Genomic DNA, 18449 nt, shown 5'->3' on the forward strand with positions numbered 1-18449 from the left:
GGTGACCTTTTCATTACCTCAGTTCAACCAGTACCTAGCCTTGCCAGTCATACAGTGCTGGTACTTCTATCAACTCACCTTTGAAGCGAATCAGGCAAGATTGCTGCTCAATAGAGACTAGCTCAATGTCATCGCTCACCCAGTCACCTTGGTTATACTCAACACCATTGATCTTAACCCAACGCTTATTTGGTCTACTCGAATAGACATGAGTCTGAAAATTCATAGCAGGTAGTTTTCCAAACCAACGTTCTGCTTGCTGAGAAAGATGAGAAGCTTCACTGCTGCGAGCCCGTGACTCTTGCTTCGCTTTCGCGTTGAGGGCTGATTCAAAACGTTGCGCCAATTCCGGTGAAAGTTGCGATAAGTCGACCCCAGACAAAAGATCATCCTTACTGGTTGAGGCAATATTATCACGGAGCTCCACTTGCTCAAACACCTCTTCAGGTAGCGGGCTAACATCCTTTTCAGCTTGGGTTAACCAATCACTTTGATCTGTTATCGACTCACCGCGATAAGTTGCTGCTAATTGACCAAAATCTGGCGCTTGCTCTACCTGGTATTCAAAAGGCACCTCAACGATTACCGTTTGAGAAACATTCTGATCTAACCACTGTTGTTTCTCAGATTTGTAGGTGTCATACACCATAAATGCAGCTACCAACAGTGGTGGAATCACGGCAAAAGCGATAGTTCGTTTATTAGATGGTTCATTCTGCTGTTGCATCAATGAATGGGCAAGGGGCTGATTTTGCGTAGTAAGGGTTTGATGACTACGCTCTGAACGTTCCAAGGCTTGCATCACTTTAGACATTCGAACTGACCTCTCGAGACGTTAATGAAGGCGCTTGTGGCTGAGAAAGCCTTTCCAGCAAGCGCAATGTTTTTTTGCCAGCAATGCCATCCACTGTTAGCCCCTGCCAACGCTGAAACAACTCGACTTTCTGTTTAAGCTGTTGATTGAACTGAGTTTGCCCTGATGCCTTTTCCCCTAACACTTGAGATAGATGTTGATCGAGCGCAGCAATCGCCTCACCTCTCATTCCAGGCTTCAACGTTTCATTCCAGTAGCTCTGCCAAATCTCTCGATATTCGCCTTGCCATATACGACTTAACCATTGACGTTCAAACTCGATAACTTGATCGTTCACTAACAGCGACACTCTGCTTTCAGAAAGTCCGTACAAGACAACAAAACGCGGTTGCTGCTCAATATGAAGTGTCAGCACAACAGGCACATTTTTTTCGGCAAGCTGTTCAAGAGAGCCATTTTCAAGTACACAACGAAATACCCCTTCACCATTATCCAAACACAGTTGATCCAACACAGAAGCCCGATAGCCCCAGACTTTATACAATGAAGTAATCGCCGCTTCCTGACTGTTAGCTTGATTGAGCAAGGTTTTCAGTTCCTGTGGAAACACTTGCTTGTTCTGCTGAGTATTCTCAACCGCAGGGTACTGCTGTTGTAGCTGGTGAGTTATTGTCGGAGTGACCAACATCGGAGTTGCGTAATAGGTGCCAACAGATAACACACCTGCCAATAATAGTGAGAGTAAACTGGGTGACAAGATGTTCTTTGTTACTGAGGCTTTCGCTGTCACTGGCAGCACCGATCCGGTTTGAAAGCTCATCACCTCATCACATGTAGCCGTAACCGTTGCATGAGAGGGTTGCGACTCACCAATGCTGTAGGCTTGCTTAAGGCAGGCATCACAGACTAAATTAATTAGACGTGGAATCCCTTGTGTATGACGGGCAATATACCGAATCGACTGAGCTGAAAACAAGCTAGGAGAGCCACCAGCCAAAGTAAGACGAAACTTGATGTAGTCTCTGGTCTCATCTTGATTAAGCGGCAATAGATGGTAGCGGCCTGTAATACGCTGCGCTAGCTGCCTTAACTGGGGCATTTGCAGTTTTTGCTGTAACTCAGGCTGACCAATCAGCAACACCTTAAGCAGCTTTTGGCTTTCCGTCTCCAGGTTGGTCAGTAAGCGTAACTGTTCTAGTACATCCGCAGACAGGTGCTGAGCCTCATCAATAACCAACAGGGTTTGAACCCTGTTAGAATGATTCTCCAACAAAAAGTGATGAATCTGTTGGTTAAGCTGCTTTAGCGAAGAGTTCGGTTCATAGCGAATACCAAACTCATCGCATACTGCCTCTAATAGCTCAATATTCGAGAAAGTAGGATTTAAGATCAACCCTGCACGCGTGTTATCTGCTAGAGTTTTAAGTATCGATTTTGCAATGGTCGTTTTACCCGTTCCTACTTCCCCCGTCAGCATAGCGAAGCCACCACCTTCACCTAGTCCAGCTTGGATTTGAAAGATCGCTTCTTTATGGCGCCGACTTTGATAGAGGAAACGAGAGTTTGGCACAATAGAAAAAGGCAACTCTGTCAGTGCAAAATGTTGTTGATACATAACTCTCTTCTCTGGGAATTTAGTGCTAAGAAAAGTACCATTGCTGACACGATTAGCCAATGGCAAACTGATGAAAAGGGAGAACTAGGTGCAAAGATACCTTGTTGGTGGAGCAGTTCGAGATCAACTGCTAGATATTGACGTCTATGACAGAGACTGGGTTGTTGTCGGCTCCACGCCTGAAGAGCTACTGAGAAAAGGTTATACAGCGGTAGGTAAAGACTTTCCTGTATTTCTTCACCCAGACAGTAAAGAAGAGCATGCTCTTGCGAGAACAGAGCGCAAAGTGGGCTCGGGCTATACTGGCTTTGAATGCTATTTTGCCATTGATGTCACCCTTGAAGAAGACTTACTCAGGCGCGACCTGACTATCAATGCCATAGCTCAAGATCCTAACGGCAATATCATCGATCCCTTTAACGGTCGACGAGATCTCGAAGATCGGATCTTACGCCACGTTTCTGATGCTTTTACCGAAGATCCCTTGCGAGTCCTGCGAGTCGCCCGTTTCGCAGCTAAGCTTCACCACTTAGGTTTTTGTGTTGCCGATGAAACCATCGAGCTTATGCGAAAAATCTCACATTCAGGTGAACTCGAGCACCTGACAGCCGAAAGAGTCTGGCAAGAATGGCATAAGTCCCTATCGACACAAAATCCGCAAATATTTCTATCGGTATTACGCGAGTGTGGTGCCTTAAAAGTGGTTTTGCCTGAACTAGATGTTCTGTTTGGCGTACCTCAGCCAGAAAAGTGGCACCCTGAAATTGATACTGGTATTCATACCTTACTCGTTGCTGAGCAAGCCGCTAAATTAAGTGACTCTTTAACTGTCCGTTTTGCCGCTCAAGTGCATGACTTGGGTAAAGGCATTACACCAAAATCAGAGTGGCCAAGCCATAAAATGCACTGCCACACTGGTGTTAAACTGATCAAAACACTGTGTGAGCGAGTGCGTGTTCCAAACGAGTTTCGTGATTTAGCTTTGATGGTGTGTGAACAACACTCCAACATCCATAGAGCCGCTGAGCTTCGACCTGAGACCAAACTCAAAGTCCTGAATAAGTTCGATGTGTGGCGTAAACCTGAACGCTTACAAGATATTCTGCTTTGTTGTATGGCCGATAGCCGAGGGCGAACAGGTCATGAAGAGATTGATTACCCACAAAAAGTTATCTTTGAGCAAGCCTATCAGGCTGCCCTTTCCATCAACGTACAAGACATCATTAAGGATGGCTTTAAAGGCGCAGATATTCGCACTGAGATGGAAAAGCGCAGAGTTGAGGCTATTCGAGATCTGAGAATCGAGAAGCGAGAATAGAGACACGAGATACGTTCAAAGAGTTAAGCTCTATCGTGAACAGGTACGGCCAACAAGTCTCGACCACTTCACCACGAGAACTTCTCGAAGGACGGAGTCCGTTCCCGACTCTCTTAGGGCGAAGCCCGTTCTCATCTCCCATAAAAAAAGCGCTCCACCTAAGTGGAGCGCTTCGAAAGCTTTAAAGCGAATAATTCAGCAAATTGCTATGAATTATTGACCTTTAACTTCTTTAAGACCGTTGAAAGGAGCCTTAGAACCTAGAGCTTCTTCGATACGGATAAGTTGGTTGTACTTAGCAACACGGTCAGAACGGCTCATAGAACCAGTCTTGATTTGACCTGCAGCTGTACCTACCGCTAGGTCAGCGATAGTTGCATCTTCAGTTTCGCCAGAACGGTGAGAGATTACTGCTGTGTAACCTGCGTCTTTAGCCATCTTGATTGCAGCTAGAGTCTCAGTTAGAGAACCGATTTGGTTGAACTTGATAAGGATAGAGTTAGCTACGCCTTTCTCGATACCTTCAGCAAGAATCTTAGTGTTAGTAACGAATAGATCGTCACCTACTAGTTGAAGCTTGTCACCTAGTAGTTCAGTTTGGTGCTTGAAGCCATCCCAATCAGACTCGTCTAGACCATCTTCGATAGAAACGATTGGGAATTGGTTAGCTAGCTCAGCTAGGTAGTGGTTGAACTCTTCAGAAGAGAAAGTCTTACCTTCGCCTTTCATGTTGTAAATGCCAGCTTCTTTGTCGAAGAACTCAGATGCTGCACAGTCCATAGCTAGAGTAACGTCTTTACCTAGTTCGTAACCAGCAGCAGCAACAGCTTCTGCGATAACTTCTAGAGCTTCAGCGTTAGACTTAAGGTTAGGAGCGAAACCACCTTCATCACCAACTGCTGTGCTGTAGCCTTTAGACTTAAGAACTTTAGCTAGGTTGTGGAATACTTCTGCACCGATACGTAGACCTTCTTTAAGAGTCTTAGCACCAACTGGTTGGATCATGAACTCTTGGATGTCAACGTTGTTATCAGCGTGCTCACCACCGTTGATGATGTTCATCATTGGTAGAGGCATAGAGAACTGACCAGCAGTACCGTTTAGCTCAGCGATGTGCTCGTATAAAGGCATGCCTTTAGCCGCTGCAGCAGCTTTAGCGTTTGCTAGAGAAACCGCTAGGATTGCGTTTGCGCCGAACTTAGACTTGTTTTCAGTGCCATCTAGGTCGATCATTACTGCGTCGATTGCAGCTTGGTCTTTAGCGTCTTTACCAACTAGAGCTTCAGCGATTTCGCCGTTAACAGCTTCAACAGCTTTAAGAACACCTTTACCTAGGAAACGAGCTTTGTCGCCGTCACGTAGCTCAAGAGCTTCACGTGAACCAGTTGATGCGCCAGATGGAGCAGCAGCCATACCTACGAAACCGCCTTCTAGGTGTACTTCAGCTTCTACAGTTGGGTTACCACGTGAATCGATGATTTCACGACCTAGAACTTTAACGATCTTAGACATTGAATGTTTCCTTCTCGTTGAATATATAATGTCAAAATTAAGGGCAGCAGCACTACTAACGCTGCTGCCCGTATCCTTTACTTCTCTAATTCGCCGCGTTGGTATTCACCAGCCGCTTTCACGAAACCTGCAAATAGTGGGTGACCATCGCGAGGCGTTGAAGTGAACTCTGGGTGGAACTGAGCCGCTACAAACCAAGGGTGAGCTGGGTTCTCAATCACTTCTACCAGTTTCTTGTCTGCAGATAGACCTGACACTTTCAGACCTGCTTTTTCGATCTTAGGACGAAGAATATTGTTCACTTCATAACGGTGGCGGTGACGCTCATGGATTGTCGCGCTACCGTATAGTTCACGAGCCTTAGTCCCTTTTTCTAGGTGACACAGTTGTGAACCAAGACGCATAGTACCACCTAAGTCAGAGGTTTCAGTACGTTCTTCAACTTTACCTTCACCATCAACCCACTCAGTGATTAGACCAACAACTGGGTACTTCGTCTCTTTGTTAAATTCTGTTGAGTGTGCACCTTCCATACCCGCTACGTTACGCGCGTATTCAATCAGTGCGACTTGCATACCTAGACAGATACCTAAGTAAGGTACGTTGTTTTCACGAGCGTATTTTGCAGCAAGGATCTTACCTTCTACACCACGGTCGCCAAAACCACCAGGAACAAGGATTGCGTCAAGGTCAGCAAGTGCTTCATCACCTTTTGACTCAACATCTTGTGAATCTACGTATTTAATTTTTACGCTTAGACGGTTCTTAAGGCCTGCGTGTTTCAGTGCTTCGTTGACTGATTTGTAAGCGTCTGGCAGTTCAATGTACTTACCAACCATACCGATAGTGACTTCACCAGTTGGGTTCGCTTCTTCGTAGATTACTTGTTCCCATTCAGACAGGTTAGCTTCAGGAGCTGTAATGCCAAAGCGTGAACATACTAGGTCATCTAGACCTTGAGCTTTAATTAGTTGAGGGATCTTGTAGATAGAATCTACATCCTTCATTGAGATTACTGCTTTCTCTTGAACGTTACAGAACAGAGCAATCTTCTTACGCTCGTTCGCAGGGATCATGCGATCGCTACGACAAACCAGAATGTCTGGTTGGATACCGATAGAAAGTAGTTCTTTAACTGAGTGCTGAGTCGGCTTAGTTTTCACTTCACCTGCTGCTGCTAGGTAAGGAACTAGAGTAAGGTGCATGAACATTGCTCGTTCACGGCCCAGTTCTACAGCAAGCTGACGAATCGCTTCCATAAATGGTAGAGATTCGATGTCACCAACCGTACCACCGACTTCAACGATCGCAACATCATGACCTTCAGCGCCAGAAATTACACGATCTTTGATTGCGTTAGTGATGTGAGGGATAACCTGAATTGTTGCACCTAGGTAATCACCACGACGCTCTTTAGCGAGAACGTCTGAGTAAACACGACCTGCAGTGAAGTTGTTGCGCTTAGACATCTTGGTGCGAATGAAACGCTCATAGTGACCAAGGTCAAGGTCAGTTTCAGCGCCATCTTCCGTGACGAACACCTCACCATGTTGAGTTGGGCTCATAGTGCCTGGGTCAACGTTAATGTAAGGGTCAAGCTTCATCATAGTCACTTTAAGACCACGAGCTTCTAGAATAGCCGCAAGAGATGCTGCTGCAATACCTTTACCTAGAGAGGATACAACCCCGCCAGTAACAAAAATGTAATTTGTCGTCATGTTTAACCTGAAATTGGTTGAATGAGGGAAAATGGATTTCTTCTGGACGGGATATAAATATACCAGAAGCCCTTTTCCGCTACAACGTGAAATCTATCACACTGCAATTTTTTATTTTTTGCTTCAAATCAAATTCAAGTGGTGGATTAGTTGCCACTATCTTACTTCGCTTCTAGTGTTTTTACTCTGTCCCAAAACGCATCTAACTGTTCCAAATCGTAATCAGATAGCTGCTTGCCCTGCTCTGCGACCAGTGCCTCGACACCTTTGAAACGTTTAGCAAACTTAAGATTGGCTTTGCTTAAAGCGACTTCAGGGTCTTTACCCAGATGACGCGCAAAATTCACCGTTGCAAACAGTAAATCACCTAATTCCAACTCAATTTTTTCTTCGTCACGAGAGACTTGCAGCGCCTCTTCCATCACTTCATCTATCTCTTCTTGAACCTTACCCACAACCGGGCCAATCGAGTCCCAGTCAAAGCCATACTTAGCGCATTTTTTTTGCATCTTTGTGGCACGTGATAACGCAGGAAGAGAATTTGGTATTGAGTCTAGAATACTTTGCTCTGTTTTGCCTACTTGTGCTTTTTCTTTGGCTTTTTCCGCTTCCCAATTTGCATTGATCTGATCATCAGTTTCAAATTCAACATCTGAAAAAACATGAGGATGACGACGAGTCAGCTTTTCATTAACATTTTCCACCACTTCGGAAAAATCAAACAGTTGCTGCTCTCTAGCCAATTGGCTATAGAAGATAACTTGAAAAAGTAGGTCACCTAATTCTTCTTTTAAATTCGGCCAGTCTCGATTTTGAATCGCATCAACGACTTCATAGGTCTCTTCAATGGTGTGTGGCACAATAGTGTCAAAGCTCTGCTTGAGATCCCAAGGGCAACCACTTTCTGGGTCACGCAGCTTGCTCATGATCTGTTCCAACTGTTCGATTGGGTGGCTCATATTCCTTCTTCCTTTAAATCTTCTAGCTAAAGAACTTTCATTCAAATAAAAAGGTGAGCGGCCAAAACCACTCACCTTTAATTTTAATCTGTCATCTTACAGAGTAAGCCTGAACGACTTAGAGATCTCTAATTACTTTAAGAGATTCCCTATCGCGTTCGTCCCTCACTGTAGGGAATGACAACATTCGTTTTTACTTTCACTAAGTAATTGTTACTTTAACAAGGCAACAAGTTTTCGCGACTCCTGAGCATAGCTCGCCTATGTGATGGAGCAAGAAAACGCAGTTAACGCCGTAAAAGTGACAAGTACAACGTGAAAGTTAGCCGAGGCGTTTTACCGACATGACATCTTTTATTTGTTCTACTCGCTTAGACACACGAGTCAGAATTTCAACGTTGGTCACTTCCAAATCAAAGTCCATGATCGACATTTGAGTACGGTAATCAACACGACTTTTCATGCTGGTAACCTTGATCTTCTCATTAGCAAACAAGCTAGTGATGTCTTTAAGCAAGCCACCACGTTCCATCGCTTCAACGCGAACAGTTAAGATGTAAGAGCCGACAAAGCCGCTGCCCCAAACCGTTTCGATAATACGTTCTGGTGCATGGTGACGTAGCTCTTCTAGCTGTTCACAGTCTGCTCTGTGGACTGAAATGCCGCGCCCTTGTGTAATATAACCTGCAATTTCATCACCAGGGATGGGCTGACAACAACGTGCAAGGTGGGTCATCAGGTTATCAACCCCTTCAACCACGACCGCATCTTTCTTAGGACGACTTTGCGCTGGTGCTTTACTCTCTGCCTCTTGCAGCTTCTCAAGAGCTTGTTGATCTTCTTCCTCTGCCGTTGGTTTATTTACCAAGGCGTTGATGTGATTAATCACTTGGTTGATACGTAAATCACCGCTTCCGATGCCAACATACAGTTCATCAGTGCTGTTGACGTTAAAGCGTTTCAACGCATACTGTTCTGCGTCTTTTAACGTCGCACCAATTTTTTGCAGCTCAACCTCAAGGATATCGCGCCCTGCTTCAACATTTTTCTCACGACTTTGCTTGCGGAACCAAGCATTAATTTTTGCGCGTGCTCGACCTGAAGTGACAAAGCCCATTGATGGGTTTAGCCAGTCACGTGATGGATTAGGCTCTTTCGAGGTGATAATCTCAACCTGATCACCCATTGCCAGTTTATGAGTAAATGGCACAATACGGCCAGCGACTTTAGCACCAATACAGCGGTGGCCCACTTCGGAGTGAATGTGGTATGCAAAATCGAGCGGTGTCGCGCCCATAGGTAGGTCGACTACGTCACCACGTGGAGTAAACGCATACACTCGGTCATCAAACACTTGGCTACGAAGTTCATCGAGCATTTCACCCGAATCAGACATCTCTTCTTGCCAGTCAAGTAGCTTACGCAACCAAGTAATCTTCTCATCGTAACCACTACGGCCACCGCCACCTTCTTTGTATTTCCAGTGTGCCGCGACGCCGAGTTCAGAATCTTCGTGCATGTCTTTAGTACGAATCTGAATCTCAATCGTCTTGCCTTCAGGGCCGAGAATAACGGTGTGAATCGACTGGTAACCGTTAGGTTTAGGGTTTGCTACATAATCATCAAACTCACTTGGCAAGTGCTTATACTTGGTATGCACCGTACCTAGTGCCGCATAACAATCTTGCAGTTTGTCAGCGATAATACGTACCGCTCGAACATCGAATAGCTCGTCAAAAGCGAGCCCTTTCTTCTGCATTTTTCGCCAGATGCTGTAGATATGTTTTGGACGCCCACTCACCTCAGCATTAATAGAAGAGGTCTTCATTTCAGATGTCAGGTCATCAACAAAATCTTTGATGTACTGCTCGCGCACAATACGGCGCTCAGAGAGCTGCTTAGCTATCTGCTTGTAGGTATCGGGCTGTTGGTAGCGAAATGCGTAATCTTCGATTTCCCACTTTAACTGACCTATGCCTAGGCGGTTAGCCAGTGGAGCATAGATGTTGACACACTCTTGCGCTGCTGCTCGGCGCACTTCATCCGGTGCTTTCTTAACTTCAATCAGGTTACAGATGCGTTCCGCGAGTTTAATCACCACACAACGGAAATCATCGACCATCGCCAACAACATACGGCGTACATTGTCGACCTGAGAAGAAGCTGCGCTACCTTCAAGTGTCACATTTAGCTGACCTAGCGCGGCCATCTCTTCTACACCGTCGATCAACTTAATGGTTTCTTTACCAAAATCTTCTTCGAACTGCTCTCGGCCGTATGCATCACTTGAAACCAGTGGGAATAATAACGCCGCGACTAGGGTCGCTTTATCCATTGATAATGTAATAAGGATCTCGACCATTTCGCGCCCACGCCACAAGAGTAGCGGGCCTTGCTCCTTATCTTGCAAAACAGCCTCACCACGGAGGTATACTTCTTTTAAGCGCTTAGATATTTTAGGGTCTTGCCTTAAGCTAGAAATCCACTTATCTAGCTCAAACTGTTCGTCTTGATTTAAATGTGCGCTTCTGACCGCAACCATTATTTTCGTCCTGTTCTTTTTCTATTATCGAACTGCCCATGTTCAGACTACTGACGACCAAGGAAGTTCGTGTTAATCCTTTGCAAAGAGCGCCATAGATTCTAAATGGCTTGTATGCGGAAACATATCGAGCATAGCTAATTTTTCCAATTTATAGCCCTGATCTAGCAAACTTTGTGAGTCTCTGGCGAGGGTGGCTGGGTTGCATGAGACATACACAACTCGACTGGCACCCAATGCCGACAACTGCTCGACAATACCGCTGGCTCCCGCCCTTGCAGGATCAAGCAGTATTTTATCAAATTTTTCGACTGCCCAGGGCTGACCAGACATATCTTGTTCCAAATTAGCCTGATAAAAAGCGATATTGCTAATACCATTAATTTGGGCATTACTTGTCGCTTTTTCAACCATGGCCTCAACGCCTTCGACCCCGATAACACTCGCCACCTGCTTTGCCATTGGCAAGCTAAAGTTGCCCAAACCACAAAATAGGTCTAATACCCTGTCTTTCTCACTCAGCTCAAGCCAAGACAACGCTTGCTCAACCATTGCCTGATTCACTTTTTGGTTAACTTGGATGAAATTATTAGGTTCAAACGGAATCGTCACACCAGCTTCTAAATAGTGGGCAGATTCACCAAGCACATGATTAAGTTGATCAGTTTCCGGCATCAGATACAGACTTGCCTGATTCTGACAAGCAAACTCTTCAAGCGCTTGCTGCTCACCCTCTTTCAGTGCTTTTAAGTGGCGTAGCACAATCACCTTGGCATTGTCCCCCTTAACCAATTCGATATGACCAATATCTTCTTGGTTTGAGAAGCCTTTCAGTAGCTGATAAAGAGGTGCTAACAAGCTATCTAGCTCGGTATCAAGCACAGGGCAATGAGTGACGTTCACGATATCTTTGCTCTGTTTTTTGCGAAACCCAAACTCTAACTCACGGGTTTTCTTGTTCAGCTTGATACTAACGCGGGCACGGCGACGATAGCTACGCTCATCTCCCATTACTGGTGCGTCTAAAGCGACACTTTGCCCAGCAAACTTACTCATCAGTTGGCTCAAAGTCTGCTGTTTGTACTCTTGCTGTGCCTCAATAGACAAATGCTGCATATTGCAGCCGCCACACTCAGCATAGTGTTTGCAAAATGGCTCTATACGTTGCTCGCTTATTTTTTGAATCTTAATTAACCTTGCCCGGGCGAACTTGCTCTTACTTTCTGTCAGTTGAGCGAGAACTTGTTCACCTGGCAGAGCACCTTCTATAAAAATGGGCTTTTTATTCTGGTAGGCCATACCTGCGCCGTGATGATCCAACTTTTCAATCGTCAGCGATTGATGTTTTGTATTCAGTTGAGTTTTCTTCTTTGGTTGGAAAAAACGCGCCATGCTTTGTGCCTACTATTTATGACCTTACGGCCTATTGCTCGAATTGCTGCTTGTGTCCCAAGCTTTTACGCTTGAATCATTGTCTGAGCCGACTGAGTTGATTATGCTTAGGTGATTACTTCGACGGCTTCTTTTATTTTGGAAGTTATTTTCCCATATCCACACCACGATGTTTAGACAATAATGACAAGATATGGCTTACGCGCCCGCGTTATTACTCTTACCTTAGCGCCGACGCTAATTATCGGACTACTTCTGAGTGCTTTTTTCTCTTTCAACCGCTATCACGACTTAGAAAAGCAGGTTATTAATTCAGGATTAAGTATTATCGAACCGCTGGCGATCGCCAGTGAAGATGGATTAAAGAATAACAGCCGCGAATCAGTGCGCCGTATCATCAGCTACGCCCATCGTAAGAATTCTAAATTTGTTCGCAGTATCGCTGTGTTCGATTACAACCACGAACTGTTTGTTACTTCGAACTTCCACCCAAACTTTGAGCTACTGACCTTTCCGCGCAATAAACCGATTCCACTTCTGGTCAGTTCAGACTTACAAGAAAATACCTTAATTCTTCGTGCACCTGTCATTGCCGAATCTGGGCTTGTCGCCACCATGAAAGGACCAAATTCAAATCCGGCTCTTGGCTATGTTGCTATCGAACTCGATCTTTCTTCATTGCGCTTGCAACAGTATCAAGAAATTTTCTCTGCGTTTTTAGTCTTGCTGATCGGTTTAGGTTTATCCGCCGTCTTTGCGTACCGCTTGATGTACGATGTGACTCGACCAATCTCGCACATGAAAAACATGGTCGACCGAATTCGCCGTGGTCATTTAGATGTGCGTATCGAAGGTAAGATGCATGGTGAGTTGGACTCACTGAAAAACGGTATTAATGCGATGGCTGTATCTCTGTCTGAGTACCATGTGGAAATGCAGCACAGTATCGACCAAGCCACCTCTGACTTACGAGAAACCTTAGAACAGTTAGAAATTCAAAACGTCGAACTCGATATCGCGAAAAAACGTGCGCAAGAAGCTGCCCGCGTGAAGTCGGAATTCCTAGCTAATATGTCTCATGAGCTACGTACTCCTCTCAATGGAGTGATTGGCTTTACCCGCCAAATGCTTAAGACAACCCTGACCAACAGCCAAACAGATTATCTACAAACCATCGAAAAATCAGCTAACAACCTACTCAATATTATCAATGACATTCTTGATTTCTCGAAACTGGAGGCTGGCAAACTGGCACTGGAAAATATCCCATTTGATTTCCAAGGCTCGCTTGAAGAAGTGGTTAGCTTACAAGCCACCAGCGCCCACGAAAAAGGACTAGAGCTGACGCTAAAAGTTGATCCTAAGATACCAACCGGTCTTGTCGGTGACCCCTTACGTATTCAGCAGGTTCTGACCAATTTGGTCGGCAACTCGATTAAGTTCACTGAGCGAGGTAACATTGATATCAGCGTTGAACTCCGCTCACAAAGAGACGATTCGGTTGAGCTGCAGTTTATGGTACGCGACACAGGCATCGGTATTTCCGAGCGCCAGCAATCACAACTCTTCCAGGCCTTTAGCCAAGCTGACGCCAGTATATCAAGACGCTATGGCGGTACAGGACTAGGTCTTGTTATCACCCAAAAACTGGTTAGCCAGATGGGTGGTGAAATAAGTCTCACCAGCCGCCTCCACCAAGGCTCCACATTCTGGTTTACCTTACGCCTATCATCAACAGATATGCCTGTTAGCGATCTTGTTGAAACCCAAGCATTACGACAGCGTACCTTGTTACTGGTCGAGCCAAATATGCAAGCTGCCTCAGTCATCCAGCAAACCTTAGTTCAAGAAGGCTTGATAGTTACCTATCGTTCTTTTCTACCTGAAGAAGCCGAAAGCTTTGATTATGTGCTTCTCAACCTTTCTCCAAGTAAAGACAACGATACCAACTCAGTGCAGCTAATGGTCGAACAAGCAATGCGCTGTGCTCCGCACGTGGTGGTGGGTACGCCAAGCACGGCATTGGCGCTGTCTGATCACTTGATTCAGCAATACCATATTCACTGTATCACTAAGCCACTCTCGCGTAGGAAGCTGCTGCAGACCTTAGCCGCCAATCAAGAAAGTATTCTACTGCTTGAAAGCCCTGAAGAAAGTAACGAGACCTTACCGCTTAGAGTCATGGCAGTTGACGACAATCCTGCGAACTTGAAACTGATCAGTGCTCTACTTCAAGAACGCGTTGAAAGCGTGATTACCTGTACTAACGGTGTCGATGCGGTTAAGCAAGCCGAAGTACAGCACTTTGATATCATCCTCATGGATATTCAAATGCCACATATGGATGGTGTGACCGCCTGTAATAAGATTAAACAAACTGAGTTAAACGCTAATACACCAGTTATCGCCGTTACCGCTCATGCGATGAGCGGTGAACGAGATCGACTGCTTCAAGCTGGCATGGATGACTACCTCACCAAACCTATCGAAGAGCATGTACTGCAACAAGTCTTGATGCATTGGAACCCACACACCAATGAGCAAGAGTTAGAAAAACTAGAGATCACTACTGGTGCGCTTTCTATCGATAGCCAAATCGAGGAGTCTCCTCCAACTGAGCACAACAATATGATCATTGACTGGCAAGCCGCGCTTAAACAGTCTGCCAATAAAGAGGATCTAGCACGTGATATGCTCAAGATGTTGGTCGACTATATTCCAGAGGTCAGCTCCATCGTTGACGCCGCGCTCGAAGATGACCATTTTGATATTGAGCAGTTGATTCATCATGTGCATAAACTGCATGGCAGCAGCTCATACTGCGGCGTACCGAGGCTAAAAAATGTCTGTGCGGCAATAGAGAAAGCGTTACGTTCAGGTTCTGCTATTGAGGATATCGAACCTGAGTTATTCGAGCTACAAGATGAGATGGAGAAAGTGGTCGCGAGCGCTAGACCTTATTTGGAAACCTAAAAATGGAAGAGAGCTAAACAGTTAGCTCTCTAAAATAACGGTGGCGACAGCATAGTGCCGTTCATCAGAAATAGACAGGTGGATATGCTCCACCTGTTTTTGTTTGGCTAGTTCCAAGGCTGTACCTGACAGACTTAGCACTGGTTTACCTAACTCATCGTTGGTGATTTCAAAGTCATGAAAACTGACGCCAAGTGCGATACCAGTACCTAATGCTTTTGATGCAGCCTCTTTCGCTGCAAAGCGCTTAGCCAGAAAGCGTCCTTGCTGTTTGAGAGTAGCAAATTTTTCTAACTCTGCTTTAGTCAGTATTCGCTTAGCAAATGGCTCACCACTTCGACCAAGCGCTTTTTCAATACGTTCGATCTCTGCGATATCTGTGCCTAAACCAACAATTGCCATGCTTAACGACGCGCTTCAACCATAATCGCTTTCATGTCAGCAACCGCTTTGTGCAAGCCATCAAATACCGCACGACCAATAATCGAGTGGCCAATGTTAAGCTCAAAAATCTCTGGGATTGCTGCGATCGGTGCCACGTTGTGGTAAGTCAGACCGTGCCCTGCGTTTACGGTAATACCGAGATCAGCTGCATAGCTTGCACCAGCAGCAATTTTCTTCAGCTCATCTTGCTGATCTTCTTCAGTTTCCGCATCTGCATAATGACCAGTGTGCAATTCAATAAATGGTGCGCCACACGTTTTTGCTGCATCAATTTGCTCACGGTCTGCATCAATAAACAGAGACACTTTAATACCAGCCTCGGTTAGCGTTTGGGTTGCTGCTTTTACTTTCTCGAGGTATCCTGCGACATCCAAGCCACCTTCCGTTGTTAGTTCTTCACGTTTCTCTGGTACAAGACAGACGTATTCAGGTTTAGTGTTAAGTGCAATCTCAACCATCTCGTCAGTGACGGCCATTTCTAGGTTCATACGCGTTTGTAGTGTTTCACGCAGAATACGCACATCACGATCAACAATATGGCGACGATCTTCACGTAGGTGGATCGTAATACCATCAGCACCCGCACGCTCTGCAATTTCAGCAGCATGAACCGGATCTGGGTACTTAGTACCGCGCGCGTTACGTAGCGTTGCAATGTGGTCGATATTGACACCTAGGTAAATTGAGCTCATTTTCCAATACTCCGTTTGGGAACCATGCTAAGAAAGAGTTCCCTGCTTTTTAATGGTTTGCCGCCAAGATACGGCTTTAATGCTATACGTGTAAAGCGTTTTGCCGCTTTAAGTTGTTCTTTTGTGGTAAATCTACGTTCACTAATGGCGATCAGTTCACTGCCATGGAAAGTGAGATTATCTTTACGTACTGAAGCAATAAACCCTTTTTGCTCTCGGTAGCGATATGTCATGCTGGGGTCAACAGGTTCACCCGTACCAGCACAATGCAGAAAATCAACGCCGTAGCCCATCGAAGAAAGCAGTGCGAGTTCAAATCGTCTCAGGGCGGGTTCAGGATTGTCACACTGAGCCAATTCCGTCAGTGCATGTAAGTAATCGTGAAATAAAGCGGGCATAGCTACTTCTGCCATGAGCACTCGCCCCACTAATTCGTTGACGTACATCCCCGAATAGAGGTTGATTCCCGTCAGAGGCAAACCAAGGCTGATCGGCTCGGCTTGACGCAAAGTTTTCATTGAGCCATTACCCGACCATTTAAGTAGCAGCGGGGTAAAAGGTTGCAACGCGCCCTTGAGGTTCGAACGTTTGCTTCGAGCCCCTTTTGACATTAACGTCACACGGCCATACTCCTCACTAAACACATCGAGAATCAAACTCGACTCGCTGTAAGGGCGGCGGTGTAAAACAAAGCAGCGTTGTAAACCTTCAGAGGACATAAAATCTGCCACAGAATTATTAAATAATTATGATAAAAAATAAGGAGCCATCTGGCTCCTTATTTCGTCTTGCACGGAGCGAAGCATTTAGCCTCGCGCAGCTTATAGATCGTCAATATAGCCAAGAGATCGCAGTGCTCGCTCGTCATCCGCCCAACCAGATTTTACTTTTACCCAAGTTTCTAGGTAAACCTTGCGGCCGAACAGCTCTTCCATATCTAGTCGCGCTTCACGACCAATCGTTTTGATCTTCTCTCCACCTTTACCAATTACCATCTTCTTCTGGCCGTTACGCTCAACCAAAATAAGGGCATTGATGTGGAAGCCATCCGTTTCCGGGTTGTAATCAAAACGCTCAATCTCAACCGTTACCGAGTAAGGTAATTCCTCACCGGTAAAACGCATAAGCTTTTCACGCACAATCTCTGACGCCATAAAGCGCTGAGATCGGTCAGTCACATATTCTTCAGGAAAGTGGTGCGTCGCTTTAGGTAAATGGTCGCGAACATGTTTACGCAGTACGTCGATGTTTTTGCCTTGTTTTGCCGAGATAGGCACTACGTCAACAAACTCCATTTTCTTCGACATATCCATCATGTGTTGCATGACTTCATTGCGTTCTTGGACGTTGTCGACCTTGTTGACACACAAAACCACAGGGAAGTTAGACTTCTGCAGCTTAGTCAACACCATTTCATCGTCGTTAGTCCAGTGCGTACCATCAACGAGGAAAAACACTAGGTTTACATCACTTAACGAAGAATTCGCAGCGCGGTTCATCAAGCGGTTGATTGCGCGCTTCTCTTCGATATGTAGTCCCGGTGTATCAACGTAAATTGCTTGATAATCACCTTCAGTATCAACACCCATAATACGGTGACGAGTCGTCTGCGGTTTACGTGATGTAATCGAAATCTTCTGCCCAAGGATGCGGTTGAGCAGTGTCGACTTACCTACATTAGGGCGACCTACGATCGCAATAAAGCCACAGTGTTGGTTCTCTGGCGAGCTCTCTTTCTCACTGTTCGATGAGAAAAACGTGTCGATATCAAATTCGTTGTTGTCAGTTGAATCAGTCATTGGTCAATTGCTCTAGTGCTAATTCAGCAGCCGCTTGTTCTGCCTTGCGGCGGCTGGTGCCTTTACCAATAACAGGCTGTCCAATACCTGCCACTTCACACGAAACCGTAAACTCTTGGTTATGTGCTTCACCTTTAATATTAGTCACTGTATAAGCAGGTAGCGGCTTTCTTCGCCCTTGAAGAAACTCCTGAAGACGCGTTTTCGGGTCTTTTTGCGAAACTCCCGGCTTGATTGCATCAAGACGCGTTTTATACCAGCTCAGAATAATGCCACGTACGACTTCGATATCGCTATCAAGGTAGATGGCACCAATAATGGCTTCTACAGCATCGGCAAGAATTGAGTCACGACGGAAACCGCCACTTTTTAATTCACCTGGACCTAATTTTAAGTGATCTCCTAGTTCGAATTCACGACCTAGCTCCGCCAGCGTGTTTCCACGTACTAGTGTGGCACGCATACGGCTCATGTCCCCTTCATTGACCTTCGGGAAACGATGATAAAGATCATCAGCAATGACAAAACTTAAAATTGAATCGCCCAGAAACTCAAGACGCTCATTATGTTTTCCATTAGCACTGCGGTGTGTCAGTGCCAAACTGATTAACTCAGCATCATTAAATTGATAACCGAGCTTTTTCTCTAGTTTTGCAATAGGAGAATTCATG

The 18449-nt window shown here is 45.4% G+C and carries 14 protein-coding genes; 2 read left to right on the top strand and 12 right to left on the bottom strand.

The window, feature by feature from the left end:
- Positions 1-34 precede the first annotated feature (34 nt).
- Both ZX61_RS14610 and ZX61_RS14615 read right to left on the bottom strand, forming a co-directional pair.
- On the bottom strand, positions 35-814 hold the full coding sequence (locus tag ZX61_RS14610; protein WP_049845361.1) for a general secretion pathway protein GspB: 780 nt from the start codon (positions 812-814) through the stop codon (positions 35-37).
- Positions 807-2429: an ExeA family protein gene (locus ZX61_RS14615; protein WP_049845362.1), complete on the bottom strand. Its 1623-nt coding sequence runs from the start codon at positions 2427-2429 to the stop codon at positions 807-809. The genes ZX61_RS14610 and ZX61_RS14615 overlap by 8 nt, the downstream gene beginning before the upstream one ends.
- Positions 2430-2517: 88 nt before the next feature.
- Here ZX61_RS14615 and ZX61_RS14620 point away from each other — a divergent pair, with 88 nt between their 5' ends.
- Positions 2518-3747, top strand: coding sequence for a multifunctional CCA addition/repair protein (locus ZX61_RS14620; RefSeq protein ID WP_049845363.1), 1230 nt, complete (start codon positions 2518-2520; stop codon positions 3745-3747).
- A 213-nt stretch (positions 3748-3960) separates the two neighbouring features.
- On the opposite strand, the gene eno is transcribed toward ZX61_RS14620, so the two are convergent.
- The 5 genes from eno to rlmD all read right to left on the bottom strand — a co-directional run bounded on the left by eno (position 3961) and on the right by rlmD (position 11870).
- Entirely contained in the window at positions 3961-5259 is a 1299-nt protein-coding gene (gene eno / locus ZX61_RS14625; protein WP_049845364.1) for a phosphopyruvate hydratase, read from the bottom strand.
- A gap of 77 nt (positions 5260-5336) precedes the next feature.
- On the bottom strand, positions 5337-6977 hold the full coding sequence (locus ZX61_RS14630; protein WP_049845365.1) for a CTP synthase: 1641 nt from the start codon (positions 6975-6977) through the stop codon (positions 5337-5339).
- A 161-nt stretch (positions 6978-7138) separates the two neighbouring features.
- Positions 7139-7936: a nucleoside triphosphate pyrophosphohydrolase gene (gene mazG / locus ZX61_RS14635; protein WP_049845366.1), complete on the bottom strand. Its 798-nt coding sequence runs from the start codon at positions 7934-7936 to the stop codon at positions 7139-7141.
- Between the two features lie 322 nt (positions 7937-8258).
- Positions 8259-10478 carry a GTP diphosphokinase gene (gene relA / locus ZX61_RS14640; protein ID WP_049845367.1) on the bottom strand — a complete coding sequence of 740 codons (2220 nt, stop codon included), beginning with the start codon at positions 10476-10478 and terminating at the stop codon, positions 8259-8261.
- A 72-nt stretch (positions 10479-10550) separates the two neighbouring features.
- Positions 10551-11870, bottom strand: a complete 1320-nt coding sequence (rlmD, locus tag ZX61_RS14645) for a 23S rRNA (uracil(1939)-C(5))-methyltransferase RlmD (protein ID WP_049845368.1) — start codon at positions 11868-11870, stop codon at positions 10551-10553.
- Positions 11871-12053: 183 nt separating this feature from the next.
- Between rlmD and barA the strand changes: the two genes are divergently transcribed.
- Positions 12054-14843 carry a two-component sensor histidine kinase BarA gene (barA, locus tag ZX61_RS14650; protein ID WP_049845369.1) on the top strand — a complete coding sequence of 930 codons (2790 nt, stop codon included), beginning with the start codon at positions 12054-12056 and terminating at the stop codon, positions 14841-14843.
- Positions 14844-14864: 21 nt separating this feature from the next.
- Here barA and acpS read toward each other — a convergent pair whose 3' ends face one another.
- The 5 genes from acpS to rnc all read right to left on the bottom strand — a co-directional run bounded on the left by acpS (position 14865) and on the right by rnc (position 18448).
- Positions 14865-15245, bottom strand: a complete 381-nt coding sequence (gene acpS, locus ZX61_RS14655) for a holo-ACP synthase (RefSeq protein WP_049845370.1) — start codon at positions 15243-15245, stop codon at positions 14865-14867.
- Between the two features lie 2 nt (positions 15246-15247).
- Positions 15248-15979 (bottom strand): pyridoxine 5'-phosphate synthase, encoded by a 732-nt coding sequence (gene pdxJ, locus ZX61_RS14660; protein WP_049845371.1) that lies wholly within the window; start codon positions 15977-15979, stop codon positions 15248-15250.
- Positions 15976-16698, bottom strand: a complete 723-nt coding sequence (gene recO / locus ZX61_RS14665; protein ID WP_049845372.1) for a DNA repair protein RecO — start codon at positions 16696-16698, stop codon at positions 15976-15978. Before recO ends, pdxJ begins: the two co-directional genes overlap by 4 nt.
- Positions 16699-16800: 102 nt before the next feature.
- Positions 16801-17778 carry a GTPase Era gene (gene era, locus ZX61_RS14670; RefSeq protein WP_049845373.1) on the bottom strand — a complete coding sequence of 326 codons (978 nt, stop codon included), beginning with the start codon at positions 17776-17778 and terminating at the stop codon, positions 16801-16803.
- The gene (rnc, locus tag ZX61_RS14675; RefSeq protein WP_049845374.1) at positions 17771-18448 is read right to left on the bottom strand and encodes a ribonuclease III; all 678 of its coding nucleotides are present in this window, start codon (positions 18446-18448) and stop codon (positions 17771-17773) included. The genes era and rnc overlap by 8 nt, the downstream gene beginning before the upstream one ends.
- Position 18449: the final 1 nt, after the last annotated feature.

This window comes from Vibrio sp. VPAP30 (assembly GCF_001188205.1).
GTDB lineage: Bacteria > Pseudomonadota > Gammaproteobacteria > Enterobacterales > Vibrionaceae > Vibrio > Vibrio bivalvicida.

Coding starts and splice junctions, on each gene's coding strand:
- eno (WP_049845364.1), bottom strand. CDS start 5,259: ATGTCTAAGATCGTTAAAGTTCTAGGTCGTGAAATCATCGATTCACGT.
- mazG (WP_049845366.1), bottom strand. CDS start 7,936: ATGAGCCACCCAATCGAACAGTTGGAACAGATCATGAGCAAGCTGCGT.
- acpS (WP_049845370.1), bottom strand. CDS start 15,245: ATGGCAATTGTTGGTTTAGGCACAGATATCGCAGAGATCGAACGTATT.
- rlmD (WP_049845368.1), bottom strand. CDS start 11,870: ATGGCGCGTTTTTTCCAACCAAAGAAGAAAACTCAACTGAATACAAAA.
- ZX61_RS14615 (WP_049845362.1), bottom strand. CDS start 2,429: ATGTATCAACAACATTTTGCACTGACAGAGTTGCCTTTTTCTATTGTG.
- rnc (WP_049845374.1), bottom strand. CDS start 18,448: ATGAATTCTCCTATTGCAAAACTAGAGAAAAAGCTCGGTTATCAATTT.
- barA (WP_049845369.1), top strand. CDS start 12,054: ATGACAAGATATGGCTTACGCGCCCGCGTTATTACTCTTACCTTAGCG.
- era (WP_049845373.1), bottom strand. CDS start 17,778: ATGACTGATTCAACTGACAACAACGAATTTGATATCGACACGTTTTTC.
- pdxJ (WP_049845371.1), bottom strand. CDS start 15,979: ATGAGCTCAATTTACCTAGGTGTCAATATCGACCACATTGCAACGCTA.
- ZX61_RS14610 (WP_049845361.1), bottom strand. CDS start 814: ATGTCTAAAGTGATGCAAGCCTTGGAACGTTCAGAGCGTAGTCATCAA.
- relA (WP_049845367.1), bottom strand. CDS start 10,478: ATGGTTGCGGTCAGAAGCGCACATTTAAATCAAGACGAACAGTTTGAG.
- recO (WP_049845372.1), bottom strand. CDS start 16,698: ATGTCCTCTGAAGGTTTACAACGCTGCTTTGTTTTACACCGCCGCCCT.
- ZX61_RS14630 (WP_049845365.1), bottom strand. CDS start 6,977: ATGACGACAAATTACATTTTTGTTACTGGCGGGGTTGTATCCTCTCTA.